Source organism: Sporosarcina sp. resist (assembly GCF_014302295.1).
GTDB lineage: Bacteria > Bacillota > Bacilli > Bacillales_A > Planococcaceae > Sporosarcina > Sporosarcina psychrophila.
The window spans coordinates 567413-592231 of sequence record NZ_CP060287.1 but is presented as its reverse complement, the minus strand read 5'-3'; the positions used below and the strand labels follow the sequence as shown (position 1 = coordinate 592231).

23 protein-coding genes, 1 pseudogene and 2 riboswitches are annotated in these 24819 nt (G+C 40.5%); of the genes and pseudogenes, 13 read left to right on the top strand and 11 right to left on the bottom strand.

From position 1 onward, the window contains the following. Window positions 1–2 precede the first annotated feature (2 nt). Window positions 3–1472, bottom strand: coding sequence for a nicotinate phosphoribosyltransferase (locus H7992_RS02930; RefSeq protein WP_067205531.1), 1470 nt, complete (start codon window positions 1470–1472; stop codon window positions 3–5). A 175-nt stretch (window positions 1473–1647) separates the two neighbouring features. On the opposite strand from H7992_RS02930, the gene H7992_RS02925 reads away from it, so the two are divergent. Next, complete coding sequence (locus H7992_RS02925; protein ID WP_187046592.1) at window positions 1648–1818, top strand: hypothetical protein; 171 nt, start codon at window positions 1648–1650, stop codon at window positions 1816–1818. A gap of 78 nt (window positions 1819–1896) precedes the next feature. On the opposite strand, the gene H7992_RS02920 is transcribed toward H7992_RS02925, so the two are convergent. From H7992_RS02920 to H7992_RS02910, 3 genes are read right to left on the bottom strand one after another with little or no spacing between them, the layout of a single operon-like run. After that, window positions 1897–3708: an ABC transporter substrate-binding protein gene (locus H7992_RS02920; protein WP_187046591.1), complete on the bottom strand. Its 1812-nt coding sequence runs from the start codon at window positions 3706–3708 to the stop codon at window positions 1897–1899. 36 nt (window positions 3709–3744) lie between these two features. Further along, a complete protein-coding gene (locus H7992_RS02915) occupies window positions 3745–5241 on the bottom strand; it encodes an ABC transporter permease (RefSeq protein ID WP_187046590.1) in 1497 nt (498 codons plus the stop codon). A gap of 13 nt (window positions 5242–5254) precedes the next feature. Further along, entirely contained in the window at window positions 5255–6700 is a 1446-nt protein-coding gene (locus H7992_RS02910; protein WP_187046589.1) for an ABC transporter permease, read from the bottom strand. 127 nt (window positions 6701–6827) lie between these two features. Between H7992_RS02910 and H7992_RS02905 the strand changes: the two genes are divergently transcribed. Together H7992_RS02905 and H7992_RS02900 are read left to right on the top strand one after the other, a co-directional pair. Continuing rightward, on the top strand, window positions 6828–8567 hold the full coding sequence (locus H7992_RS02905; RefSeq protein ID WP_187046588.1) for an ABC transporter ATP-binding protein: 1740 nt from the start codon (window positions 6828–6830) through the stop codon (window positions 8565–8567). Between the two features lie 240 nt (window positions 8568–8807). After that, window positions 8808–9851 (top strand): AI-2E family transporter, encoded by a 1044-nt coding sequence (locus H7992_RS02900; RefSeq protein ID WP_067205520.1) that lies wholly within the window; start codon window positions 8808–8810, stop codon window positions 9849–9851. Window positions 9852–9888: 37 nt separating this feature from the next. Here H7992_RS02900 and H7992_RS02895 read toward each other — a convergent pair whose 3' ends face one another. Both H7992_RS02895 and H7992_RS02890 read right to left on the bottom strand, forming a co-directional pair. Further along, window positions 9889–10401: a methylated-DNA--[protein]-cysteine S-methyltransferase gene (locus H7992_RS02895; protein WP_370569954.1), complete on the bottom strand. Its 513-nt coding sequence runs from the start codon at window positions 10399–10401 to the stop codon at window positions 9889–9891. After that, window positions 10385–10978, bottom strand: coding sequence for a bifunctional transcriptional activator/DNA repair enzyme AdaA (locus H7992_RS02890; protein ID WP_255428570.1), 594 nt, complete (start codon window positions 10976–10978; stop codon window positions 10385–10387). The genes H7992_RS02895 and H7992_RS02890 overlap by 17 nt, the downstream gene beginning before the upstream one ends. A 150-nt stretch (window positions 10979–11128) precedes the next feature. On the opposite strand from H7992_RS02890, the gene H7992_RS02885 reads away from it, so the two are divergent. Next, on the top strand, window positions 11129–12040 hold the full coding sequence (locus H7992_RS02885) for a DNA-3-methyladenine glycosylase family protein (protein ID WP_187046586.1): 912 nt from the start codon (window positions 11129–11131) through the stop codon (window positions 12038–12040). 257 nt (window positions 12041–12297) lie between these two features. Here the strand turns inward: H7992_RS02885 and H7992_RS02880 are convergent, their stop codons facing one another. Continuing rightward, on the bottom strand, window positions 12298–12798 hold the full coding sequence (locus H7992_RS02880) for a DUF2812 domain-containing protein (RefSeq protein ID WP_067205511.1): 501 nt from the start codon (window positions 12796–12798) through the stop codon (window positions 12298–12300). Beyond that, the gene (locus tag H7992_RS02875; protein WP_187046585.1) at window positions 12788–13135 is read right to left on the bottom strand and encodes a PadR family transcriptional regulator; all 348 of its coding nucleotides are present in this window, start codon (window positions 13133–13135) and stop codon (window positions 12788–12790) included. The genes H7992_RS02880 and H7992_RS02875 overlap by 11 nt, the downstream gene beginning before the upstream one ends. Before the next feature lie 149 nt (window positions 13136–13284). Between H7992_RS02875 and H7992_RS02870 the strand changes: the two genes are divergently transcribed. The 8 genes and pseudogenes from H7992_RS02870 to H7992_RS02835 all read left to right on the top strand — a co-directional run bounded on the left by H7992_RS02870 (window position 13285) and on the right by H7992_RS02835 (window position 20961). After that, window positions 13285–14016 carry an ABC transporter ATP-binding protein gene (locus H7992_RS02870; RefSeq protein WP_067205506.1) on the top strand — a complete coding sequence of 244 codons (732 nt, stop codon included), beginning with the start codon at window positions 13285–13287 and terminating at the stop codon, window positions 14014–14016. Further along, complete coding sequence (gene fetB / locus H7992_RS02865) at window positions 14013–14768, top strand: ABC transporter permease (RefSeq protein ID WP_067205503.1); 756 nt, start codon at window positions 14013–14015, stop codon at window positions 14766–14768. The genes H7992_RS02870 and fetB overlap by 4 nt, the downstream gene beginning before the upstream one ends. Window positions 14769–14845: 77 nt before the next feature. Further along, window positions 14846–14952, top strand: a riboswitch (SAM riboswitch). A gap of 77 nt (window positions 14953–15029) precedes the next feature. Beyond that, window positions 15030–16151 (top strand): methionine biosynthesis PLP-dependent protein, encoded by a 1122-nt coding sequence (locus H7992_RS02860; RefSeq protein ID WP_187046584.1) that lies wholly within the window; start codon window positions 15030–15032, stop codon window positions 16149–16151. Next, window positions 16148–17332, top strand: coding sequence for a cystathionine beta-lyase (gene metC, locus H7992_RS02855; protein WP_187046583.1), 1185 nt, complete (start codon window positions 16148–16150; stop codon window positions 17330–17332). The genes H7992_RS02860 and metC overlap by 4 nt, the downstream gene beginning before the upstream one ends. 46 nt (window positions 17333–17378) lie before the next feature. Continuing rightward, window positions 17379–18497, top strand: coding sequence for a 5-methyltetrahydropteroyltriglutamate--homocysteine S-methyltransferase (locus H7992_RS02850; RefSeq protein WP_255428569.1), 1119 nt, complete (start codon window positions 17379–17381; stop codon window positions 18495–18497). A 28-nt stretch (window positions 18498–18525) separates the two neighbouring features. Further along, a riboswitch (SAM riboswitch) is annotated at window positions 18526–18636 on the top strand. Window positions 18637–18718: 82 nt separating this feature from the next. Beyond that, a complete protein-coding gene (locus H7992_RS02845) occupies window positions 18719–20176 on the top strand; it encodes an MFS transporter (RefSeq protein WP_187046582.1) in 1458 nt (485 codons plus the stop codon). A 122-nt stretch (window positions 20177–20298) separates the two neighbouring features. Continuing rightward, window positions 20299–20508, top strand: a pseudogene (locus H7992_RS24560) (hypothetical protein); the annotation flags it as partial. A 135-nt stretch (window positions 20509–20643) separates the two neighbouring features. Beyond that, window positions 20644–20961, top strand: a complete 318-nt coding sequence (locus H7992_RS02835) for a hypothetical protein (protein WP_082786473.1) — start codon at window positions 20644–20646, stop codon at window positions 20959–20961. 199 nt (window positions 20962–21160) lie between these two features. On the opposite strand, the gene H7992_RS02830 is transcribed toward H7992_RS02835, so the two are convergent. Together H7992_RS02830 and H7992_RS02825 are read right to left on the bottom strand one after the other, a co-directional pair. Then, window positions 21161–21658, bottom strand: a complete 498-nt coding sequence (locus H7992_RS02830) for a flavin reductase family protein (protein ID WP_255428568.1) — start codon at window positions 21656–21658, stop codon at window positions 21161–21163. Window positions 21659–21756: 98 nt separating this feature from the next. Continuing rightward, window positions 21757–22599 (bottom strand): pirin family protein, encoded by an 843-nt coding sequence (locus tag H7992_RS02825; protein ID WP_067205490.1) that lies wholly within the window; start codon window positions 22597–22599, stop codon window positions 21757–21759. Window positions 22600–22883: 284 nt separating this feature from the next. Between H7992_RS02825 and H7992_RS02820 the strand changes: the two genes are divergently transcribed. Beyond that, entirely contained in the window at window positions 22884–23243 is a 360-nt protein-coding gene (locus H7992_RS02820; protein ID WP_187046581.1) for a winged helix-turn-helix transcriptional regulator, read from the top strand. A 61-nt stretch (window positions 23244–23304) separates the two neighbouring features. Here the strand turns inward: H7992_RS02820 and H7992_RS02815 are convergent, their stop codons facing one another. After that, on the bottom strand, window positions 23305–23871 hold the full coding sequence (locus H7992_RS02815; protein WP_082786472.1) for an NADPH-dependent FMN reductase: 567 nt from the start codon (window positions 23869–23871) through the stop codon (window positions 23305–23307). Between the last annotated feature and the right edge of the window lie 948 nt (window positions 23872–24819).

The window sequence follows — 24819 nt, the reverse complement described above, 5'->3', positions numbered from 1 at the left end:
CCTTAGCCATTAATAAAGTCTTCCACCATTTCCTGGACTTCCTGGATATTGCGCATCTTATTGTCCCAACATTTTTGGCTTAAGTCGACCGGATACTCTTCTGGATTAAGGGATCGTTTATATTCATCCCATAATAACTCCAAGTTGTCTTTTGCGTAATCACGCATTTGTTGAAGAGTCGGATTATTATAGATGATAACCCCTTGTTCCACGACTTTGACGTGTAAGTCCTTCGCTTCAAAATTCGTAACAAACTTCGAGATGAATGTATGGACGGGGTGGAACATTTTGATGCGTTTCTCGGATGCGGGATTTTCATCATACATCGTAATATAATCCCCTTCTGCCTTACCATTTTCTCGGTCAATAATTCTGTATAACTTTTTACGTCCAGGCGTCGTTACTTTTTCGGTTGTCGACGAAATTTTAATCGTATCTTCCATTTCACCGGCATCGTTTTCTATGGAAACAATTTTATAGACGGCCCCAAGTGCAGGCTGGTCGTACGCTGTGATCAATTTCGTTCCAATTCCCCATACGTCTACCCTTGCACCTTGTGCTTTCAAGTTGAGAATTGTATATTCATCCAAGTCATTTGAAACGAAAACTTTCGCATCCAAGAATCCAGCTTCATCCAACATACGGCGCGCTTCCTTGGATAGGAATGAAATATCACCGCTATCTAAACGAACGCCGATGAAATTGATTTTATCACCAAGTTCTTTAGCTACTTGGATTGCCGTCGGAATGCCTATTTTTACTGTATTATACGTATCGACAAGGAAAACACAGTCCTTATGACGTTTAGCGTATGAATGGAATGCTTCGTATTCACTTTTATAAGCTTGAATCATTGAATGAGCATGCGTTCCCGCTACAGGAATATCGAATCTTTTCCCAGCGCGGACATTACTTGTCGCTTCAACGCCGCCAATGAACGTAGCACGTGCACCCCATATCGCCGCATCCATCTCGTGTGCACGCCGACTGCCAAATTCCATCACTATTTCGTCTTTGACGACTTGTTTGATGCGGCTTGCTTTCGTCGCAATAAGCGTCTGATAATTAACGATATTAAGTAGAGCGGTCTCAATCAGCTGTGCTTCGATAAGTGTCGATTCCACGCGAATAATAGGTTCATTCGCAAAAACCAGCTCCCCTTCAGCCATGGAATAAACAGTGCCTGTAAAACGTAGCTCCTTTAGATAAGAGGTGAAGTCGTCTTCATAGCCGAGATCATCCTTTAAGTAAGCAAGATCACTTTCACTAAAATGAAACCCTCTTAAATAATCGAGAACTCGCTCAAGCCCCGCAAATAACGCATAGCCATTACCGAACGGCAAATTTCTGAAAAAAAGTTCAAAAACCGCTTTTCGTTCATGTATTCCATCCGCCCAGTATGATTCCGCCATATTGATTTGGTATAAATCCGTATGTAAAGCCAAGCTGTCATCCGCATATTTCGAACTCATGTCAATCTCCTTCTTCCGCATTCTAATGGTTCAAGTATACACTATTTACCCTATATTCGACTTAACATAACATGATGTGACATATCCTTTTATAGCTTTTTCACAATTATGAATGAATTTGTCCTCCCGAGCCATATTAAAAAGAACTGGTTCTAATATACGAGGAGGTATTTTAATGAAACAAGACAATGAACGAGATGCAAACAAAAACGAGACCTTATCCGAAAAAATAAAAAAAAGAACGATCGATCAAAACGGCATTCATGAAGAATTATCCCGTGAGTTCGCAACCCTCGGTGACCGAAAAAAAGCGATGATTGATTTTTATCGGTCGACAGAAAAGTAAAATATGAATAAAAAAATGTGAGACTAAATCCTAGTAACAACGGATTTAGTCTCACTTCATTAATAATACGAATAGATATTAGTTACCCGCTTTATAATCATTCAGAAACTCTTGAACTTTAGCTGGATCTGCCTTCAATTCATTCCCTGTGTCTACCAGTGGGCTGACCGTAGAAACAGCCTTCTTCTTGTTCCCTTGATAGAAATTCAGAATTTCATCTTGGTTGATCGAGTAAAGAACGGCTTTTCTTAACTCTTCACTCGTTGATACTTCACGATTTTTTGTATTGAAAAGCAAGTAACTTACAGCATTACTATCATTTTTTTGCAAGAATAGTTTGCTGTCACCTTCAACCACGTCGTATTTTGTTTCTGGGACTCCGTTGAAAATATGGATTTCACCATTGCGTAAAGCTGAAAGCGTGCTGTCCGGATCTTGGATGAAGCGAACTGTTACATTTGAAATTTTCGGTTCGTGCTCTGTCCCCACCATATAAGCAGGGTTTTTATAGAAAATACCTTCGTAATCATTTTTGTGTGACAAAATGTATGGGCCACTCGCGTACAATGTATTGTTGTATTTAGCACCCTCTATGACTGTGTTCTGATCTCCGTAAGGAATGTCTTTACTCACATCAAACGAAGAAACATCATACGTATTAATACTCTCAACTTGTTTTTTCGAGACAATCCCCGCAGATTGGTGAGCTAAATAGTTCAGTACTTGTGGGAATGGAGCTGTTGTTGTCATTTTTACCACTTGATATTTCCCAGTCGCATTATCGGCTTCTTTTTTATCAGAAACAAGCTCCCCGATTTTCACATCCAAGTTCTTCTCAAGCCCTTCTCTGACTGTTGCATCACTTCCTGATTGCAAAATATCGAGATCAGATAGATCTGTGACTACTTCCACTTCGTTAATATGTTCATGTAAACTATACGTACGGTGATCCGGTACTGAATTCGGGTCTTTTGCACGATTCATCGAGAAGATGACATCGTCCGCTCCTACGCGTTCACCAGTATCTACAGCTTTTCCGTCTGTAATTGACGCAAAATTGATATCATCACGAAGAAGGAAGTAATAATCTGAATTGCCCTCTGCGATGCTGTGATTATAGGATAATGAGCCGTCTGAAACAACAACGTCATCATCTGTCAAGTTAACGAGACGCACATACATATTTGTATTCAATGTATTGATAGATCCATCATTCCCTTTAATAGGATCGAGGGACGTCAAAGTTCCAATAGCTTGCTGAATGATTAATGGATCCGTATCTCTTTTTGATTTGTCAATGAAATCAATAGGTTCCCAGGCAATTGCACGTGATTTAGCAAGCCTAACTGTGTCTACGTCGAGAATGTCTTTATTAACTCCCTGTGCTTTAAATGAATTATAAAGAGGTGCAATGTAAGCTTTGTCAAACACTAGACGCTGTTCTAATTGCTTGTATGTCTCTGCAAACTCATCAGACGTTTCTGTACTTGCCTTTTCAATCAATGTATCAACTTCATCATCAGCCATAATACTGTTATCACCGTCTGATTTGAACAGTGCTCGAACAGCATAATCGGGGTTCCCCGTAACTGTCGTCCAGCTAGATAATGCGACATCATAATTCCCTGCATCTTTCTGTGCAGTGAAGCTTCCGTAATCAGGCTGAATATTCAATTTCACATCAAAGCCATTTTTTATAAGCTGATCTCGTACAATATTCATATCTTCTTCCCCAGAACCCATACCCAGAAGTTCGATGACCACCTTACTTTTATCCGTCTTTGGTTCTGTATTGTCATTCTTTTTATCGGAAACATCCGATTTCGTACTTACACATCCGGCCAACACCACCATAATTGCTATTAAAATCGTCAATAAACTTTTCTTCATTATTAATTCCCCCTTATTATTGTTTGGTATTTATGTTCAATCCATTCTTGGATCAAATGCATCACGCAATCCATCTCCCAAAAAGTTAAACGATAATACAAGTAAGATAATCGCAAGCCCCGGGATAATGGCTAAATAGGAATGCGATTCCAAGTATGTGCTACCGATTTTTAAAATATTTCCCCATTCTGGAATATGCGGTTCCACACCGAGTCCTAAGAAACTTAAGCTACTCGTCGCGATGACAGCGCCCCCGATTGTCAGTGTTGCCTTGACAATCATCGGCGCGAGCGAATTCGGCACTATCTGTCTAAAGATAATAGAGAAGTCCGATGAACCGAGCGCACGTGCTGAATCGACAAATTCATAGTTCGACACCATCATGACATTCGCACGCATCGTTCGGGCATAGGTTGGGATGGACCCCACACTAAGCGCTAAAATAAGATTCGTCGTATTTGCTCCAAATGCCGCAATGATAGCAATTGCCAATAAAATTCCAGGAACGGCATATAGTACATCAAGCAGTCGCATTATGATATTGTCCGTCCGCTGACTGTAATACCCGGCTAATGCACCTAAGAATCCACCAATAACTACCGGTATGGCCGTTGAAGCAAACCCTACAAGAAGCGAAATTCTTGCACCAAAGATGATTCTTGAAAACAAATCCCGTCCGAAATTATCAGTGCCAAACGGATAGACAAGGCTCGGTTTTTGAAGTATTGCACCATAATCATTTTCAACTGCCATATCGTAGTCAAACGTAAATACACTGCAAACGGATATGGAAAACATGAGAGTGATGAAAAACAAACCAAGTATCGCCGTTGAATTACGGGTAATCTTCTCCCACATCGTATTCCACTTCGAAATCCTAGACTGATCATGACTGCGAACCTTTAAAATCAAGCTATAGCCAAGCAATAGTGCAAAAATATTACCCGTCAATGCGGTAAACAGAAGTAATATGGCAACAATCATCATCCAAGCTGGCGCACTTTCTTCCTCAACATATTTCGCTGTGAGAACAAGTGTCACGACTTGAAAAATCATTATTCCTAGCAAGATAATCATTGCCGTTAAAAATGAATCCGCCACATATGACTTGAATAAATTAAGTGATGATATCGCGATGATAAAAACCTGAGTAAGCAGCATATAAACGGCAAACGTATATTCAGGTGTCTTCTTCTTTTTAATAAGATTAAATGCAAATGCTACAGTGAAAATATTACCCGTCATTATACTAAACAGCTGTATGTAGCCGAGCTTTCTTGTCGAACTTCGAATTTCACCTATTGTCAGAAGGTCTCGCTTCACCATCCACGTAAGAATCATTTGAAAAATAGTGAACAACGCATAGGCCGCAAATAAGCTGAAGACCGAACTTTTCAACTCCCCTTCTTTGAAATTGAAACTGTTCAGTAGCAAGACGACTGTCAGGATTAAAGAAATAATCCATGTGAAATTTGCTTGTGTATATTCCCTCGATAATTTCAATGCATGTTTTTTTTTTAGATTCACCTTCACACCTTCTCCTGCTCTACGATTGCTTCATCTTCGAACGGATGCGAGGATCGAAAAACGCATACAAAATGTCGATGAGCACATTGACTAATGAAATCGTTATTGCAATATAGATAACTCCACCCATAATAGCGGGAATATCGGGAATGAACTGCTTGTCTACGATGTAACTTCCGATTCCGCTAATGTTAAATACTTTCTCAGTCACCGCCGCTCCCCCGAGCATTCCCCCGAATAGCAGACCAATGACTGTAATAATTGGTATCATTGCATTGCCAATCGCATGTTTCCAAAGTACTTGAAGCCGATTGAGGCCCTTCGCTTTAGCGGTAATGATGTAGTCCTCATTGATGATTTCCAACATCGAAGAACGTGTCATCCTCGCGACAGATGCAGTCAATGCAGTTCCAAGCACAACAACAGGCATGATGATAGAAAGCCAGTTTTGAGGACTATATGTGGCCGGTAACCATTGTAATTTAATAGAGAAGTTCAAAATAAATAGTAATCCTTGCCAAAAGTTCGGAATCGATAATCCAATCAATGCAATAAACATGAATGAATAGTCCAAAAATGAATTCGGCCTTGTCGCAGAAATGATGCCTACCGGGATAGCGATGACAACTGCCATCAGTAATGATAAAACCGCAATCGTTAATGTGATTGGGAATTTATTCGCTATACTTGCTGCGACATCCTCATTGCCGGCATAAGAAGCACCTAAATCAAACGTCGCGATTCCTTTTAGCGCATTCCATAATTGTGAAAGATATGATAAATCCAAACCATGTAATTTATTGAATGATGCGATTTGTTCCTTCGTCGCCGCCTCGCCAAGAATATTCGCGGCAGGATCAAACGGCGATAAGTAAAGTATCGTGAACACAAGAACTGCAACGCCAGCAATAACAAAGATACTCATAATCAATCGTTCAACTATAAACTTGATGTACGGATTGCTGAACAAAAGAATAAGTAGATACATAAAGATGCCTGGAATGAATGAAGCAAGCAAGAACAACGGTTTTCCAAGCAATGATTGAAAGTAAGTTGAATACGTAACTTGTTGAACACCTTTCTGTTCCGCTAGCTGATTTGTTTTTTTCGTTAGCGTTTTTCTAAATTGTTCTTCGGCAAGCTCCTCCACTTGCCTATCTATTTCTCGCTCATTTACTTCTTTATTGAAGAATGATTGTTTCCGTAGTAATTGTTCTTTAAAATCAAGCATCGCCGCCTCTTTATAACCTGTTGATGTCAATGATGCCCTTACCTCTTCATAAATTGAAGAGTATTTATTGTCTCCTCTTTTCGACAGATAGAATAGAAATACAATAACATGAACCGGCAAACCTAAAATTAGTAGCAAATACTTATAAGTCGGTCGTCTTCCCATTTTGCCAAACGTATATCGGAGAACATCTGATAATCTAAAATAGGATGTCGCTTCTTTATTCACTCGCATTGAAGCAATTCCTCCTTCCCGATATTGTTTAATTCCTATTGGTATAGTAAAGTATAGATTCGGTAACTATTTAAGTCAATGTAATTTTTAGTTAAATATAATTTCAGATAATAGGCAGGTGTTTTTATTGGAAACAGTATTAAAGGTAAGTGATCTACGCGTCTCGTTTTTGGGCCACGACAAGGAATTTGAAGCAGTCCGTGGTGTCAGTTTTGAAGTGAAGAAAGGTGAGACACTTGGTATTGTAGGTGAATCAGGAAGTGGAAAAAGCGTGACAGCCCGCTCAATTATGCGCCTCCTCCCCTCTCCCCCTTCTTATCTGAAAGATGGAGAGATTGAATTTCAAGGTGAAGATCTCGTGCAAAAAACGGAAAAAGAGATGGAGAGTATCCGCGGTCGTGATATAAGCATGATTTTTCAAGATCCGATGACTTCATTAAATCCAACAATTCAAATCGGTAAACAAATTGCGGAAAGTTTAATTAAACATCAGAACTTATCTAAAGGAGATGCGAAAAACCGTACCATTGAACTTTTGAAACTTGTAGGTATCCGTAATAGTGAAGATCGTTTTAGCCAATATCCGCATGAGTTTTCAGGTGGAATGCGGCAGCGCGTCATGATTGCGATTGCACTCGCTTGCCGTCCGACCCTATTGATTGCGGATGAACCCACGACTGCACTTGATGTGACAATACAAGCCCAAATCTTAAATTTGATGAAAGATATGCAGCAACGTTTTGGAACATCCATCATACTGATTACCCATGACCTAGGCGTTGTTGCCGGCATGTGTGATCGTGTCGCTGTTATGAAAGACGGGGAAATTGTGGAGACCGGAACGACGGAAGAAATTTTTGATAACCCAAAACATTCCTATACAAAGAAACTGCTCAATGCCCTTCCTCGCCTTGACGAGAAAAAGAAGCCTAAACGCACTCCTTTACGTACCATTGGTATAGAAAAAGGGAAACCCCTGCTAGAAGTGAAATCACTAAAGCAGCATTTCGACGTTGGGAAAGGCAATATAGTGAAAGCCGTGGACGATATCAGTTTTCATATCAAACCCGGAGAGACGCTCGGTCTTGTTGGCGAGTCGGGATCAGGTAAGTCAACGACCGGCCGCGCCATTTTGCGCCTTCACGAACCGACAGACGGAGATGTCTTGTATCAAGGGATGGCCATTAACCGGCTTTCGAAAAATGAAATGAAAACGATGCGGCGCCATATGCAGATGATCTTTCAGGATCCGTACTCTTCACTTAATCCACGCTTTAAAGTGCTTGATATTATCGGTCAAGCATTAGACATTCATCGGTTGAGTAAAAATAAAGAGGAACGAAAAAAGAGGGTAGAAGAGTTGCTTGTTATGGTCGGACTCGAACCTTCCCATGCAATGCGCTATCCACATGAATTTTCCGGTGGACAGCGCCAAAGAATTGGTATTGCACGTGCACTTGCCGTAGAACCTGACTTCATAGTATGCGACGAACCGTTATCCGCACTCGATGTTTCTATCCAGTCGCAAATTGTGGAATTACTGGAAGATCTTCAGCATCGGCTTGGACTCACCTATCTGTTCATTGCGCACGACTTGTCTATGGTTAAGCACATTAGTGACCGGGTCGCAGTTATGTATGCGGGGAAAATTGTTGAGCTTGCCGAAAGCGAAGAGTTGTACTCTAACCCACAGCATCCCTATACAAAATCGTTACTCTCAGCGATTCCAATTCCTGACCCTAAAATAGAATCGAAGAAAAAACGAACGTTAATGGAAGATCAAATTGAGGAGGATAAATATCAACTATTGCAATCTGAGCTAATCGAGGTTTCAAAAGGACATTGGGTAGCCATCCCTATCAATTAAAATATGTTTCAAACTTCATTTATTGCAACAACTATAATATAATAAAACATGAGCTGAGGAGATATAACCTTTTCCGGTGTATAACTCCTTTTTCACAGCTAGTGCTGCATATTCGTTCGTAAGCTATTTTTTAAAAGAGATTTTCTAATTTATAATCTCTACAAATCATGGCAATACTAACAATGAAAGGTCTCATTTCTCGTTTTCACTTGTAATTATTTATGAAGGAGCTAAAGTCATATGAATGGGTTATTAGACATTTTCGAGAAAAAGGGACCACGGCGTATTCTTATTTTCGCTTTGATTATTTTAATTCTTTACAGCGTCAAAAGTATGATGAATATTATATTGCTTACCTTCATTTTCGCTTTTTTGTTGGATCGACTTATTGAGTTTACGCTCAAACGTGTACATTTTAACCGCAAGCTGCTAGTCATTCTCCTGTATACAGTGATTGTTGGCTTACTGACAGTTGGTGTTGTTAAGTATTTGCCTATAATCACAATGGAAATCAGTCAAATTATTGTAAGAATTACAAACTTCTATTCCACACCTCATGATAGTGTACTGCTCACCTACTTAGAATCCGTCATCTCTAGTAATCAAATTGCAGCCTATTTGGAAAATGGTTTTTCATTTTTGTTAAAATATTTCTCTGATATTAGTAAAACAAGTATTCAAGTCATACTTGCCCTCGTATTAAGCTTATTTTTCCTGCTAGAAAAACCACGGTTAATAGAGTTTACAAACAAATTTAAAGATAGTAAGATTGCTCCCTTTTACTTCGAAATTGAGTTCTTTGGTAAAAAGTTCACGCGTACATTCGGAAAAGTGATTGAAGCCCAATTTATCATTGCAATTGTTAATACAATATTGTCCGTGATCGTATTACTCATACTCGGATTCCCACAAATAATCGGTTTGGGAATTATGATTTTCTTTTTAGGACTCATTCCCGTTGCCGGGGTCATCATTTCACTTGTCCCTCTGACGATAATTGCTTTTACAATCGGAGGATTCCTGAAAGTTGTTTATGTTCTCATTGCAGTTATGATTATTCATGGCATTGAAGCATATATCTTAAATCCAAAACTGATGTCCTCCAAAACAGATTTACCCGTTTTTTACACGTTTATCGTACTGATTTTCTCACAAAACTTCTTTGGCGTCTGGGGACTCATTATCGGTATTCCCGTGTTTGTCTTCCTACTTGATATACTTGATGTCACGAATAAAGAACCTGCGAATCACATACCTGTTCCAAAAAGCAAAAAGACAAGGTGAGATTAACTTCTCCCTTGTCTTTTTTTATGTCGAAACACTATCTTTCCAGTTCTAGAAGTTGCTCTTTCATCTCTAAACCGGCCCTGAAACCACCTAACTTACCACTTTTCGCAATGACACGATGACAAGGAACAATAATTAAGACCGGATTGGCACCAATAGCGGTTCCAACAGCTCGTACCGCATTCGGCTTTTCAATCCGTTCTGCAATTTCCGAATATGAAACAGTCCGTCCGTACGGAATTTCTTGCAAGGCCTTCCAGACAATTTGTTGAAAAGGAGTACCGTGAAGATCGATTGGCAATGCAAAATCCCTGCGTCGCTCTTTCAAATAACCCATTAACTCAACTGCGTGTGGCTGTAAGATATCCGCTTCTTCTATCAGAACATGACTTGGAAGCCGTTTGTTCACCCACGCTTCCAGTTCTCCGAATGGTGCATTCGGGGTACCTATATAGCAAAGCCCCTCTGTCGTCGCAGCTATATACATATTCCATTGTGAGTGATTAAGCAATGTCCAATACACGTTATTTTTACTGTTCTTCTCCACTAACCTCTACCTCCTTCACTAGTTTTCGATATTGTTTTGGTGTTTGTCCAGTTTTCATTTTGAATAGCGTGATGAAATAGGACGGATTCCGAAGCCCCACGCTTACCCCAATTTCAGCAATGGATTTATCGGTTGTAGTAAGTTCAGACATCGCTTTCGTTATTCTGATCTTTTGGATATATTCAACAGGCGTCAGCCCCGTGATTCTTTTAAATGTTCGCTGAAGGTGATAAGGACTTCCATGGCACATGTCTGCAAGTATTTCTAACGTCAATGGCTCCTGAAAATGCTCGTTTATATATTCTCCAATTTGGATAGTCCATTCTTCATCAGGTAAACGCAGCCCACCCGGCTTACAGCGTTTGCAAGGTCGGAATCCATCTGCTAGCGCTTCCGCCGCATCATTGAAAATACGGACATTCTCTTTTTTTGGATCTCTTGATTTGCAAGATGGTCGGCAAAAGATACCCGTCGATTTCACGGCATAAATGAAGATTTCATCAAACCTTACGTCGTTATGTCTAATTGCTTGCCACTGTTCGTCAGTCAACTGCCTGACTTGTTGATGATCGCTCACGGAATCACCTCTTTCTCTTACCCTAAGTATACCTCCTCTATTTCCAAAATAAATGCTTTTCAGGACGTAACAGCAAGATAGCGAAACTTTTCCACCTGGGATTATGGTACAACTAAACATATAGATAAGATGCAGAGGAGATTTTTTAAAATGCTAGTTAATCAACAAGATCATTTGATAATAGCCGTTCCGAAAGAGTTCAATTTCAAAGAAAATATCAGCTATATGTCCAGGTCAAACAATGAGTGTATGTTTGAAATCCGTGATGGTAAAGTGATCAAGGCAATTCCAGTTGGGAATGAGATTCTATTAGTCGAAGTCAGCGAAAATACAGAGGGTAACCTTCTGGTTCGGTTTATAGAAAAATATACACCGTCTAGCGATAGCGTCCGGGATATGGTCGTCCATTATGTACGTGATTGGTTCGATCTCGATACTGATTTGAAACCTTATTATGAGATGGCGAAAAGGGATCCATTGCTTCAACAAGCAGTAAGTGAGTTTTATGGATTGCGAAACATCGGAATCCCTGACCTGTTTGAAGCGTTATGTTGGGGAATTCTTGGACAGCAAATCAATCTGACATACGCATATACGTTGAAAAGGCGCTTTGTGGAGACGTTCGGAAATTCGATTGAATGGGAAGGACAGTCATATTGGATATTCCCTGAACCAGAGTACATTGCGAAGCTTACAGTCGAGGATTTATCGTCATTAAAAATGACCGTAAAAAAATGTGAGTACCTGATTGGGGTTGCACAGCTTATCGCAGATGGAAGCCTATCCAAAGCTCAGGTATTGGGAACTGGGAACTTTAAGGAAGCGGAAAACATGCTTATCAAAATCCGCGGAATTGGGCCCTGGACTGCAAACTATGTCTTAATGCGCTGTTTGCGTTTCCCAAACGCGTTTCCAATTGCTGACGTCGGACTTCATAACGCCATCAAACATTTGACAGGAGCAGAAGAAAAGCCAACGAAAGAAGAAATTTTAAAGCTTGCTGCACCATGGGAGAACTGGGAGTCCTATGCGACGTTTTACTTGTGGCGTTTTCTTTACTAAGATCAAGTAATTTCATGATTGGTTATTCAATCACCTCCCCTTGGAGATAAAATAGAAGGGCAAACTCAAATTGTTTGCCCTTCACTTTTTTATTAAATCATCTCGCTTTATTTACCAAGGGGGTTTATCTTCATTCGATAATCCAATCATATATATAGAAAAGAATATCGCTAAAACAGCGGTTAAAATCAAGGTTGTAATGACGATTGGTGAATGAATTTCAAATAGTACTTGCTGAAATAAGCATCATTTATTAGTCAATAAAAATCAATTTTTCTCTTCAAGGAAATAAAAACGTACAAGTACAAAAGAATAACAAGCATAATGATAACCGTCATAATTATTTGAGTCAACTGACCTTTCCACGTCAAAAACAATCCAATTTGCGATGTTAAAAAGATTATAAATAATATCAGATAAAATTTCATCATCCGCTGAAACGTTTCTTTTACTGACTCACCATCAGAGTAAATCTTTTTTACCCCTGACTCATTTGCTTCTGTACGAAAATAATGAAATTGCTTTAGAGCGCTGTCTACATATTGCCAACCGGCATCTTTACATAGTTGCATATACTCTTCATTCGCATCCCGGAAATCAATTTGATAGACATATGATTCATTAGGATTTTCATCGAAGGTATAGGTAAATAATCCATACTTTTTAAAATGAAATCCTTGGCGTGACATATCCGTCAGCCACTGCTCTTCTTTATCAACACTTGAAGCAAGAAAAATCTTGAACCTTTTAACAGTCATCTTCTTCGCCCTCCATTTCTTTTATGATGCTCCTGGCGTTTTTCACAAGTGATTCAAGCCTCTTAAACTCAAGCTGAAGCACTTCTTTACCTAAGGGTGTCAGCTGATTATACTTGCGGCGTTCTGCATCATCTATGTCTACTTTTTGAATGATTTTCTGCTTTTCTAATTTTCCTAGTGCTCCATATAATGTCCCGGGACCCATTGTAACTTCCCCCCGACTTATTTTTTCTACGTCCTGCATAATGGCATATCCATGACGTACTTCCCTTAAGGACAGTAAAATATAATATGTTGCCTGCGACAATGGTAAAAAACTTTCTGGCTGTTTTATCATTCTTTCACCTTCTCACTATATCGCTTATCGCTATATCGATTAACGATATAGTAACAAACATTTTTTGGAATTGCAATAGATTTTCCTTGCATGACAAAACTACCTAGATTAGAATTATTATAAATAAGAAACTGGTAGGAGAGAATGTAATGTCCAATTTTTATAAACCCGCCCTACACTTTCATGACGCCAATTATTCCATTGGTGACGTACATATTTTAAAAAATATTACGGGCTCCTTTCCGGAAGGGAAAATCACAACGCTCGTCGGCCCTTCTGGAGCAGGAAAAACAACATTGCTTAAATTATGTAACGGGCTGATCTCATCTACTTCAGGAGATATTTTCATTCACGATAAACTCATTTCCACATATGAACCCGTTGAACTACGCCGCCATGTCGGAATCGCACTTCAAAGCGCACCAATGATTAAAGGCACCGTCTATCATAACTTAGCTCTCCCTATGGAACTTCAAGGTAAAAAATTGCCTGAACAGGATGCCATTAAAATTCTAGAAGACGTCGGATTAGATGTGCAATTTTTACATCGTAAAACCAATGAATTATCCGGTGGTCAGCGTCAAAAAGTATCCATTGCTCGCACACTAATCAACCGCTCTGAAATCCTATTACTGGATGAAATCACATCCGCCTTGGACCGAACATCTTTACATGAAATCGAAGAATTAATCGTCAAGATTAACCGGGTGTATGGCACAACCATCATCTGGATAACACATAATTTAGAACAAGCCTTATCAATTGGAGATTACACTTGGGTTCTAATGAATGGTCAAGTCATTGAAACTGGCGAAAGTGACTTATTGAAATCACCAACAAATGAATTTGTGAAGCAGTTTGTGCAAGGAGGCGTAGAATGAGCTATCTTACGTTATCCATTACACTTATATTTGTAATCATACCTTTACTACTATCAAAGACTCTACGTTTAGATTTGGAAAAAGACACAATCATTGCGACAATTCGGTCCATTATCCAATTGCTTATGGTCGGCTATATTCTTAAATTTGTCTTCGATTCTGAAAACATATTGTACATTTTGTTAATGGTTACATTAATGATTGCAGCGGCAACACAAAACACCCGTAAGAAAGGAAAAGCAATCAAGGGAATCACTTGGAAAATCGCGGTCACATTACTTTTTGTAGAAGTACTAACCCAGAGTATTCTACTAGGCTTTCAAATCGTACCGCCAACCGCACAATACATCATTTCAATTAGCGGCATGGTGATTGGCAACTCAATGGTGCTATCAATCCTATTCCTTAACCGGTTCACAGCTGAGATTGAAACGCATCGTGATGAAACCGAACTCATCCTTTCTCTCGGTGGAACGCCAAAACAGGCCATTCATAGACAACTCATCAACGCAATCAAGGCAAGCATGATCCCGACAATCGAAAGTCAGAAGACAATGGGCTTGGTTCAACTTCCAGGTATGATGAGTGGTCAAATCATCGCAGGTGCGGACCCCATCCAAGCGGTTCAGTTCCAATTGCTCATCATATTCCTATTATTGACGACCGCTGCAGTGACAAGTGTATTGCTTGGCTTTTTATCATATCCAAGTCTATTCAATCAACGGATGCAGCTGCTGAAAGACAGATTTTAATAATTCGCTCTTGTTTTATTTTCCATGTCATGATAAAGTTATTGAAATTGTTCTTTTCACATAATTCCATAATTTGATTCTTATCAAGAGAGACCGAGGGATTGGCCCTATGACGTCTCAGCAACCAGCCTGTTCAGGTACGGTGCTAATTCCTTTAGGTGTTCATTTCCCTAGAAGATAAGAAGATAGTCTACGATATTTCGGGGACCCTCTTCTTATAGAGGGTCCCCTTTTGTAATCTAAAAGAAAAGGGTGACTACAATGACAAAACAAAGTTTGAATACAATCCTAGTCCAATTAGGCAACAACAGTGATCCGAAGACGGGCGCTGTCAACCCTCCGATTTATTTATCAACTGCGTACAAACATAAGGGGCTCGGTCAATCGACTGGCTACGACTACACACGGACAAAAAATCCAACCCGCTCCATATTGGAAGATGGAATTGCAAACTTAGAGAGCGGTGATGCAGGGTATGCATGCAGTTCTGGTATGGCGGCGATTCAGCTTATCTTAACGCTGTTCCGTCCTGGAGATGAATTGATTGTCCCAGAAGATATTTACGGTGGCACATATCGCTTGCTCGAACAGTATTCCGACGTTTATTCAATCGGTACAACGTATACGAGTTTCGCCGATGTGAACGAGACCGAAAAGTTGATCACTTCGAAGACAAAAGCGCTCTTCATAGAAACACCGACCAATCCACTCATGCAAGAATTTGATATTCGGCAGTATGCAGAACTGGCTCAAAAGCATGATTTACTGTTGATTGTTGACAATACATTTTTAACGCCTTATTTCCAGAGACCGATTGAATTCGGGGCTGACATTGTCATGCACAGCGCAACGAAATATATCGGTGGACATAACGATGTCCTCGCGGGACTTGTCGTTGCAAAAGGTGAAAAACTTTGCGAACAACTTGCCGCCAACCATAATGCTATCGGCGCAGTCCTCTCCCCTTCCGATTCTTGGCTAATCATCAGAGGGCTGAAAACACTGCATTTAAGAATGAAACAGCATGATGAAAACGCGAAAATAATCGTCAATTATTTGAAAGATGAACCACTTGTTACGGACGTTCTCTATCCAGGAAAAGGTGGAATGCTATCATTTCGGCTGAACGATAGTGAATCGGTCGGGCCATTCCTTGAAAATCTGCAGCTCATTACATTTGCGGAAAGTCTTGGTGGAGTGGAAAGTTTCATCACTTACCCTGCAACGCAAACACATGCCGATATTCCTCGTGAAGAACGAATACGACGTGGCGTCTGCGACCGACTTTTACGTTTCTCTGTCGGAGTCGAAAAGGCTGACGATTTGATCGCAGATTTGAAGCAAGTGTTTGCAACTTTGAATAGCGGGGTGCTACAACGATGAGTTTGAATAAAGAACGGTTGGAAACGACTATTATCCATGCTTCGACCCGCGGAGATTACGAACAAAAAACAGGTGCTGTCAACGTTCCTATCTACTTATCTTCAACGTTCCATCAGGAAAGCTTCGATGCATTCGGGCCGTATGATTATAGCCGTTCGGGCAATCCAACGAGGGATGCGTTGGAAAAAACGATTGCCTCACTAGAAGGCGGTTCGCGCGGATTGGCCTTCGCTTCCGGAATGGCTGCCATCTCAGCTACATTTATGCTCCTTTCTTCGGGTGACCATATCGTGGTTACCGAAGATGTCTACGGCGGCACATACCGATTCGTAACCGAGGTATTACCGAAATTCGGTATCGACCATACTTTTGTAGATCTAGCGAATGTAGATGAAACCGCACGTGCAATCCGTCCAAATACAAAAGTGATCTATATTGAAACACCATCCAACCCGCGTTTGGGCATTACAGATATTGAAGCGATAGTTGACCTTGCAAAATTGAATGACTGTCTAACGTTTCTCGACAACACATTCATGTCGCCACTTTACCAGCGTCCACTAGATCTTGGAGTTGATATCGTTGTTCATAGTGCTACCAAATTTTTATCGGGGCATAGCGATATCATTGCTGGGCTAGCGGTTACAAAGGGGGAAGAACTTGGCAATCGATTGGCATTCATTCAAAACTCTTTCGGCTCTATTCTAGGCGCACAAGATTCTTACGCGTTAATTCAAGGAATTAAAACGCTAGGTGCCCGTTTAACACAGTCATCCGAATCGGCGAGTAAAATAGCCTCGTACTTGAACGACCACCCGTTAGTAGAAGAGGTGTTTTATCCAGGGTTAGCAAGTCATCCAGGACACGTAATCCACTCGAAACAATCGACAAGTCCAGGCGCTGTCTTATCTTTCCGTTTGCCAAACAGAGATGCAGCAAAGGCCTTTGTTGAAAACGTTCGGATACCCGTTTTCGCAGTAAGTCTAGGCGGAGTTGAATCAATTCTCTCCTATCCTGCAACGATGTCCCATGCCGCCATGCCTAAAGAACAACGGGAGAAACGTGGTATTACCGATGGTCTGCTACGTTTTTCTGTTGGACTCGAGCATGTCGATGACTTGATTGCCGATTTTGATCAAGCCTTGATTAAAACAAGTGAAAAAGTTGCCATACCTAATTAAGTACCATTAAAGAAAACATTATTATATTGGAAAGAAGGAATTTAAATTGACAAAACCTATAGCCGAACAAACTTTGACGAAAGCACCATTTAAAGCAGATCACGTCGGGAGCTTTTTAAGACCAGAACGCCTAAAGCAGGCGCGTTTGCAAAGAGAAACCGGTGATATCACTGCCGAGGAATTACGCACAATCGAAGACGAAGAAATTACAAAGCTCGTCGAAAAGCAAAAAGAAGCTGGACTTAATTCTGTGACGGACGGAGAATTCCGCCGTAAATGGTGGCATTTTGACTTCCTTTCTGGCTTTGACGGCGTTGAGTTTTTCGAAACAGATAAAGGACTCCAATTCAATGGTGTTGTAACGAAAGCACACGGCATTAGAGTGACAGGAAAAATTGGGTTTAGCGACCATTACATGATTGAACACTTCAAGTTCCTGAAAAGTATCGCAGTTGATGCAGTCGCAAAATTCACGATTCCAAGCCCGAATATGCTGATTCACAGAGCGACATTCGAAGAAGGCATCTATGCAAATGACGAAGAGTTATTTGATGACTTGGTTACAGCCTATCAAGACGTAATTCAAGCACTGTACGATGAGGGATGTCGTTATCTTCAAATCGATGACACGTCTTGGGCTTCCTTCTTATCGGAAGAAGGAAGGGAAACATTGAAAGCGAAGGGGCAAAATCCTGACAAACTTGTACAACTATCGGCACGTGCCATCAATGAATCCATCGCGAAAAGGCCTGCCGACTTGCTCGTGACGATGCATATTTGCCGCGGCAACTTCAAATCGACCTATTTTTCTAGTGGTGGCTACGAGGATGTATCCGAAACAATTTTCGGCGGATTAGATGTTGACGGTCTTTTCCTTGAGTTTGACGACGAACGCTCCGGCAGTTTTGAACCGTTGCGCCATGTCAATCGCCCTGACCTTTTCGTCGTATTAGGCTTGATCACCTCTAAATTCGGCGAATTAGAGGCCCCTGAACAGCTTAAAGCAAGAATAGCAGAGGCCTCAAAGTATGTTCCTTTAGATCAACTATGCTTAAGCCCACAATGTGGCTTCGCATCAACAGAAGAAGGTAATCAGTTAACTGAAGAACAACAATGGGAAAAAGTTCGTCATGTTGTAACTATCGCGCAAGACGTTTGGCAGTAACCTTTACAAATTAAATAGGCTAATAAAACTCTTATGAAGAGCGGTGGAGGGGCTGGCCCTATGAAACCCGGCAACCATTCAACAATCATGTTGATAAGGTGCTAATTCCTGCAAAGCACTATGCTTTGGAAAATGAGAGGGTATTTTCTCTCGAATGCCTCTCTACTAACACAGTGGAGGGGCATTTTGTTTTATTAACAATAGAATTGGAAGTGTGAGAAATGAAAAAGGAAGGTTTGCAAAGATATCATACGATTTGGGGCTTGTTATTTTTAGGTTGGTTTGTTTCTTACGTTGACCGGGTTGCAACTGGGCCGATCATTACATATATGATTGAAAATGAAGTTTCTTTTTTTGCAGTCGTGGCAAACCCCCATGGAATTGGCGGATTGATTGGTAGTTTATTTTTTGCCGGTTTTATGTTAATGCAATTTCCTGGTGGCTACTTTGGGGACAGGTTTGGCTATCGTGCTATTATCATTTTAAGTATTGTTTGGGCTGGAATCGCCACTTTATTAACGGGTTTGGTGGGAGGCCTTGTTGCATTTATTCTTTTCCGAGTCCTACTCGGGCTAGGCGAAGGCGTTTTTTATTCGAATGACCGCTCTTATATTGCCTATCATACACCTCCTGAAAAAGTTGGATTAGGAATGGGCGTGGCGCTTACCGGACTTTCTGTTGGTCTGACAGCGGGCACACTTGGCGTCCCTTATCTTATTACAGTCGCAGAACCATTAATGGGTGAAGGGGCTTGGCGCTTTCCTTTTTTCGTGACCGGAACAATTACACTCATTATTGCACTCCTACTATTTAAATATATGAAGCCCAAAAACGATTCAAGTGCTTCTGTAGATTTGTCTTCACCTGGTATTAAAGCACAGTTTAGCAAAGGGCTATTGTACATGTCCATGTACTCAGCCGTTTTTCTTGTCATAGTGATGGGCATCTATTACTTTTCCGTCAAACTAGGTCTATCCTCTATCGCGATTGCGGTCATTCTTGTTGCACTTTGTCCGCTCTTAATACTTTATTTATACACAACGAAGAAGTCTGAAATAAAACCGTTAATAGCGAATAAGAATCTTTTCTTATTGTACTTGTTCTTTATCCCTATCATGTGGCATCTATGGTTTTACGGATTTTGGTCCGTCTCTATCGTCAAAGATTTCGGTGGCGGTGCGTTAATGGCTGCCGCTTTGATTGCATCGTTTAATGGTTTGGCCGGAATCATTGGTTTTCCTCTTGGCGGCAAAATTTCTGACATAGTGGCCAATCGTCCAAATGGGCGACGTAACGTCCTTGCTGTACTAACCGCTGTACTGACTGTAACTATTTTTATATTTGCAGTCTATGTCATGATGGGCAATAACAACCCCATCGTTATGTCTGTCATTTTGTTTGTCTCCGGATTATTCTTTTTTGCATTGCAACCGGTGGCACATGCTCTGGCTTCCGATTTGACGCCCGAAAAAAGCAGAGGATCCATGTTTGGAATGCTCAATTTGATTGGAGAAATCGGAGCAGTTCTCTCACCTGTCGTCTCCGGAGTCATTCGAGATAACACCGGCAGCTGGGGCTTGCCACTTCTACTCGATGGCGCATTAATGGCGGCGGGCCTAGTTCTAGTGCTAGCCATCTCCAGTAAGGCGGTCCGCAAGAACGTTGTATCCTTGGCTTGAGAAAAGCGCAAGATGCCCTTTAAGATGCAACAGGCATAATTCAATCAAAGGAAGTAGGCAGGCTAAGATCGCGATGTTCTGCGGCAATGGCTCGTGGGGCTAGACACTATTCCAGGTGATCTGCAACTAAATATTTGAACAACTATCTCACTTGGTTTCAAGTATTAGAAAGTAGCCAATATCAGAGAAATGAAGTCACTTTGAATGACTTGATTATCAGAGGAAATCTAACACAAAATACAGAAACCTATGATGCACCTATATATGTTGAACTAATGGTTCTATATAATCTCCAGCGAAGGCGCCTCATAGGGGTAGCCGAGCGTTGTTGAGTGGATTCTTTATGTCAACATATATAGGATTCGCACTATAAAAAGTAGTTCTTATTCAACTAACGGACCATTTAATGGAATAAACTATGTTAAAATTGAATCAATTCAAAAGCAAAAGAAAGGAGGGATTATAATATGGGCTCAACTTTGGAATTTGTGCGTATTTTACTACCCATTGTAATAGTGGGTGGAATTGCAGTATTTGTAATTCTAAGAATGAAACATAAGTATAAGAAAGGCACGCTTGGTAAGAAAAAGTCAAAAAGTGCTCAAAATTTATTAGATAGTTTAATACCATTCGGAATGATGATTGGATTCGCTATTGCTGTACTTTTAAACATATTTTCCCTAATTCCCTTACTATCTGCAATTGCTTGGGGACCTGGGATAGGTTTATTAGTTGGCTATTTTGCTTATGAAATTTATAGCAAAAAAGAAGAAATTTATCCCTAACAATTATTTTCCATAAATGGGCACATTAGTATAAGAAGGCTGTACTACGAATTAGAACTTCCGGATAATTGGAAGTTCTAATTTTTCCCTATATCAACATTAAACTTTAACAGAGCCTCTTTTTCAAGAAAAAAAGGCGTGTCATCAGTAGATTAAACTGATGACACGCCTTTCTACACTGAAGATTGTATAGACACTGTCAGCTATAAAATTCTTCTGGAATTGCACCTATAGTTCTACGGTGATACAGAAGTGGTTCTTTACTTTCATTCTGAATATCTAATACTTCGCCTATTAATATCGTATGATCTCCAGCTTCAATTTGTTGCACCGTCTTACATTGTAAAACCGCAAGCGAATTTGAAAGTACTGGTAGGTTTAAATCCGATTCTTTCCAATCACATTGACTAAATCGATCAGCAACCCTGCTCGAGAATAACGTACATAACTCACTTTGATCTGCTGCCAAAATATTCACCGAAAATTTTTCAGCATCTAGAAAGTCACTATAAGTGGATACTCTTTTATCAATGGACCATAAAATTAGTAAAGGCTCTAATGATACCGATGCAAATGAATTGACCGTTAATCCCATCGGTTTTTTATCTGCATCAAATGCTGTAACGACAGTGACTCCCGTCGGGTAATTCCCCATTGCTTCTTTAAAACTCGCTACCTGCTCTATCTTACTTCCCATATCAGCAACTCCCATTTTCTTATTTCACTTAAAATCATATCAAATCTATTAGAATATTTCATACTTTGTGATTCCGCACTAAATTCACTGGTACATGTTCACTCGAATCTTCCTTCTCTGTAATCTTTATAGGCCTGCATAATCTCTTCTTCTGAATTCATCACAAACGGGCCGCGAGCTACTACTTTTTCTCCGACAGGCTTACCTGCATATAACATGATATGCAGTTTCTCTTCTGCGTGAATCTTCACTTCAGTTTGTTCTTCATCTGTTCCACGTTCCAACCAGAGAACCTGCCCCTTCTTCCCCTCCACGCTTTCACTGCCAAATGTCCCTATTCCTTCTATTATATACAGAAATCCATTGTAACTGCCGGGAAGGTCCTGTGTAACAGTGGTACCGGGTTCAATGATCAATTCAACCATCGTAACAGGCACGTGATTTTTCGTGTCAGCCGTAACACCTTCCGAAGAACCGGAAAAGACACGTATCGTAGCGCCGTCTTCATGACGGACCGACATATCTTGTGCACGCATGTTCTGGTAACGCGGTTCCGTCATTTTTTTATCACTTGGAAGATTGACCCACAGTTGCAGGGATTGAACCGTTTCCCCAACAGCCGGATCCTCTGTATGAATGATTCCTTTACCCGCTGTCATCCATTGAACGTCTCCTGGATGTAGTTCTCCTCCCCCAGTCTTATTGTCAAAGTGTTCTAGCGTCCCATCAATGACGTACGTAACAGTTTCAATACCACGGTGTGGATGCATGCCAAATGTTCCACGCACGAAAAAGTCTTCAGCCATCAATAGAAATGGATCGACTTCTTCCCAGTTTCCCGGTTCAATGACCAATCCTACTTTATGAGTTGGCGAGTGTTCCTGATAAACGACATCCCTTACACTTCTGATTCCCCTTGAAAAGACCGATTTATTATTCATATTAAATTCCTCCTTCTGTTTTTGGTTGTATATGTTGAATTAAAAGATCCCATTGTATTAGCAACGGTGCTAAGGAGTGCCCCGTCCTAAGACAGGCTTCAGCTGCCCCTTGTAAGGTGCTTTCGCTAAGTTTAGAAAACTGTTCATTTGTTCAGCATATATAGCTAAATTTTACCGAATAGTAATGGATCACTATATATGTTATTATGGAATAAATTCACCAAAATGTGAAGTACACACTTGAAAGTGCTATAGTATACAAAAAGATACTAATGGAGGTTATTATGGGGATAAAGCCTGAACTATGTAAAGTTGACGAAGCTTTAGGTATCTTAGTAGGTAAATGGAAACCAATCATTTTACTGCATTTATTTACTGAAGGAACTCAGAGGTTTAGTGAATTAAAAAGATTAATGCCAGGGATTACCCAAAAAATGTTAACCAAGCAATTAAGGGAATTGGAAGATGAAGATATTATTAACAGAGTCATCTATCCACAGGTCCCCCCGAAAGTTGAGTATTCTATCTCGGATTACGGAAAAAGCTTACAGCCCATCTTAGCAATTATGCACGAATGGGGCACCGGTCATGCCACACATATTGAAAAGAAAAGAATTAGCCAGAATACCAGCGACGCACTATAATGGATAAATCAAAAACAGACACTCTCCAGGGAGTGTCTGTTTTTGATGATCAGGAGATTTCTTAAGCTTTAACTGTAGTATTTGTTTTGTTATAGAACTCAATAAAGTTAAATACTACTGAATCCAAGAAATCGATCGTAGCTTTATCAGTAAGTTCACCAGCTTCGTTCATTTTCTCATGAACTGAACCGATGTATACTTCGTTACCTGGCAGTAAGATAGGAGCTAACGCCGGATTTGACAGAATTTCTCTTAAGTGGAGTTGCGCACGGATACTTCCGAATGCTCCCATAGATGATCCTACGATGAAGCCAGGTTTGTTTTTAAGTGTGAAATCTCCACCACGTGATAACCAGTCGATTGCATTTTTCATTGCGCCTGGAATAGAGAAGTTATATTCAGGAACTGCAAATAATACAGCATCTGAATCTTTTACATTATTTTTAAAATCAACTACGTTTGCAGATGGGTTGCTTTCTATATCAATTGAAAACATATCAAGATCATTGATAAAGACAGGTGTAATGTCTAATTGATCTGCATAACGACTTCTCATATGTTCAACTATTTTCAAGTTGAATGAAGTTGAACTTGTACTACCGATAATTGCCTTAACTTTAATTGCCATGATGTAAAACTCCTCTATTATATATGATTGTGATTGTAATTCAGCTTCCTATACTAATTATACACAAGTAAATCAAATTAGGTAGTACGCACTTCAAAGTGCCATAGTATATGAAAGGATACCACATAAGGCAAAAGTAAAAATGCTGACCTAAGCTCATCATATTTTCCTGCGTAACCGAGCATATACTTCACGCGACCAATCATATATCCCGACAACCGAGCATATACTTCACACGACCGATTATATCCTCCGACAACCGAGCATATACTTTGCCCGACCAATCATATCCCTCGCCAACCGAGCATATCCTTCACACGACCGAGCATATACCACGCAAACCGAGCATATACTTCGCGCGACCGATCATATACTCCACAAAACGAGCATAAACTACACGCGACCGATCATATACTCCACAAAACGAGCATATACTTCGCGCGACCAATCATATCCCCTCGACAACCAATCATATCCTCCGACAACCGAGCATATACTTCACCCGACCAATCATATATCCCGACAACCGATCATATACTTCGCGCGACCAATCATATACCACGCAAACCGATCATATACTTCGCTCGACCAATCATATCCCTCACCAACCAAGCATATACTTCACCCGACCGATCATATACCCCGTCAACCGAGCATATACTTCGCTTGACCAATCATCCTCCGACAACCGAGCATATACTTCTCTCGACCAATCATATATCCCGTCAACCGAGCATATACTTCACGCGACCAATCATATATCCCGACAACCGAGCATATACTTCACACGACCAATCATATCCCCCACCAACCGAGCATATACTTCACGCAACCGATCATATCCCTCACCAACCGAGCATATACTTCGCAGACCAATATTCCCCCGACCACAATAAAAAGGTATCTCCCCGTCATTAATGCACGGGAAGATACCTTTTTTATTGTGAA

What these genes read in the sequence shown, in the direction of transcription:
- H7992_RS02930 (WP_067205531.1), bottom strand. Translation starts at nt 1,472, where the DNA reads ATGAGTTCGAAATATGCGGATGACAGCTTGGCTTTACATACGGATTTA.
- H7992_RS02925 (WP_187046592.1), top strand. Translation starts at nt 1,648, where the DNA reads ATGAAACAAGACAATGAACGAGATGCAAACAAAAACGAGACCTTATCC.
- H7992_RS02920 (WP_187046591.1), bottom strand. Translation starts at nt 3,708, where the DNA reads ATGAAGAAAAGTTTATTGACGATTTTAATAGCAATTATGGTGGTGTTG.
- H7992_RS02910 (WP_187046589.1), bottom strand. Translation starts at nt 6,700, where the DNA reads ATGCGAGTGAATAAAGAAGCGACATCCTATTTTAGATTATCAGATGTT.
- H7992_RS02900 (WP_067205520.1), top strand. Translation starts at nt 8,808, where the DNA reads ATGAATGGGTTATTAGACATTTTCGAGAAAAAGGGACCACGGCGTATT.
- H7992_RS02885 (WP_187046586.1), top strand. Translation starts at nt 11,129, where the DNA reads ATGCTAGTTAATCAACAAGATCATTTGATAATAGCCGTTCCGAAAGAG.
- H7992_RS02880 (WP_067205511.1), bottom strand. Translation starts at nt 12,798, where the DNA reads ATGACTGTTAAAAGGTTCAAGATTTTTCTTGCTTCAAGTGTTGATAAA.
- H7992_RS02875 (WP_187046585.1), bottom strand. Translation starts at nt 13,135, where the DNA reads ATGATAAAACAGCCAGAAAGTTTTTTACCATTGTCGCAGGCAACATAT.
- H7992_RS02870 (WP_067205506.1), top strand. Translation starts at nt 13,285, where the DNA reads ATGTCCAATTTTTATAAACCCGCCCTACACTTTCATGACGCCAATTAT.
- fetB (WP_067205503.1), top strand. Translation starts at nt 14,013, where the DNA reads ATGAGCTATCTTACGTTATCCATTACACTTATATTTGTAATCATACCT.
- H7992_RS02860 (WP_187046584.1), top strand. Translation starts at nt 15,030, where the DNA reads ATGACAAAACAAAGTTTGAATACAATCCTAGTCCAATTAGGCAACAAC.
- metC (WP_187046583.1), top strand. Translation starts at nt 16,148, where the DNA reads ATGAGTTTGAATAAAGAACGGTTGGAAACGACTATTATCCATGCTTCG.
- H7992_RS02845 (WP_187046582.1), top strand. Translation starts at nt 18,719, where the DNA reads ATGAAAAAGGAAGGTTTGCAAAGATATCATACGATTTGGGGCTTGTTA.
- H7992_RS02835 (WP_082786473.1), top strand. Translation starts at nt 20,644, where the DNA reads ATGGGCTCAACTTTGGAATTTGTGCGTATTTTACTACCCATTGTAATA.
- H7992_RS02830 (WP_255428568.1), bottom strand. Translation starts at nt 21,658, where the DNA reads ATGGGAAGTAAGATAGAGCAGGTAGCGAGTTTTAAAGAAGCAATGGGG.
- H7992_RS02825 (WP_067205490.1), bottom strand. Translation starts at nt 22,599, where the DNA reads ATGAATAATAAATCGGTCTTTTCAAGGGGAATCAGAAGTGTAAGGGAT.
- H7992_RS02820 (WP_187046581.1), top strand. Translation starts at nt 22,884, where the DNA reads ATGGGGATAAAGCCTGAACTATGTAAAGTTGACGAAGCTTTAGGTATC.
- H7992_RS02815 (WP_082786472.1), bottom strand. Translation starts at nt 23,871, where the DNA reads ATGGCAATTAAAGTTAAGGCAATTATCGGTAGTACAAGTTCAACTTCA.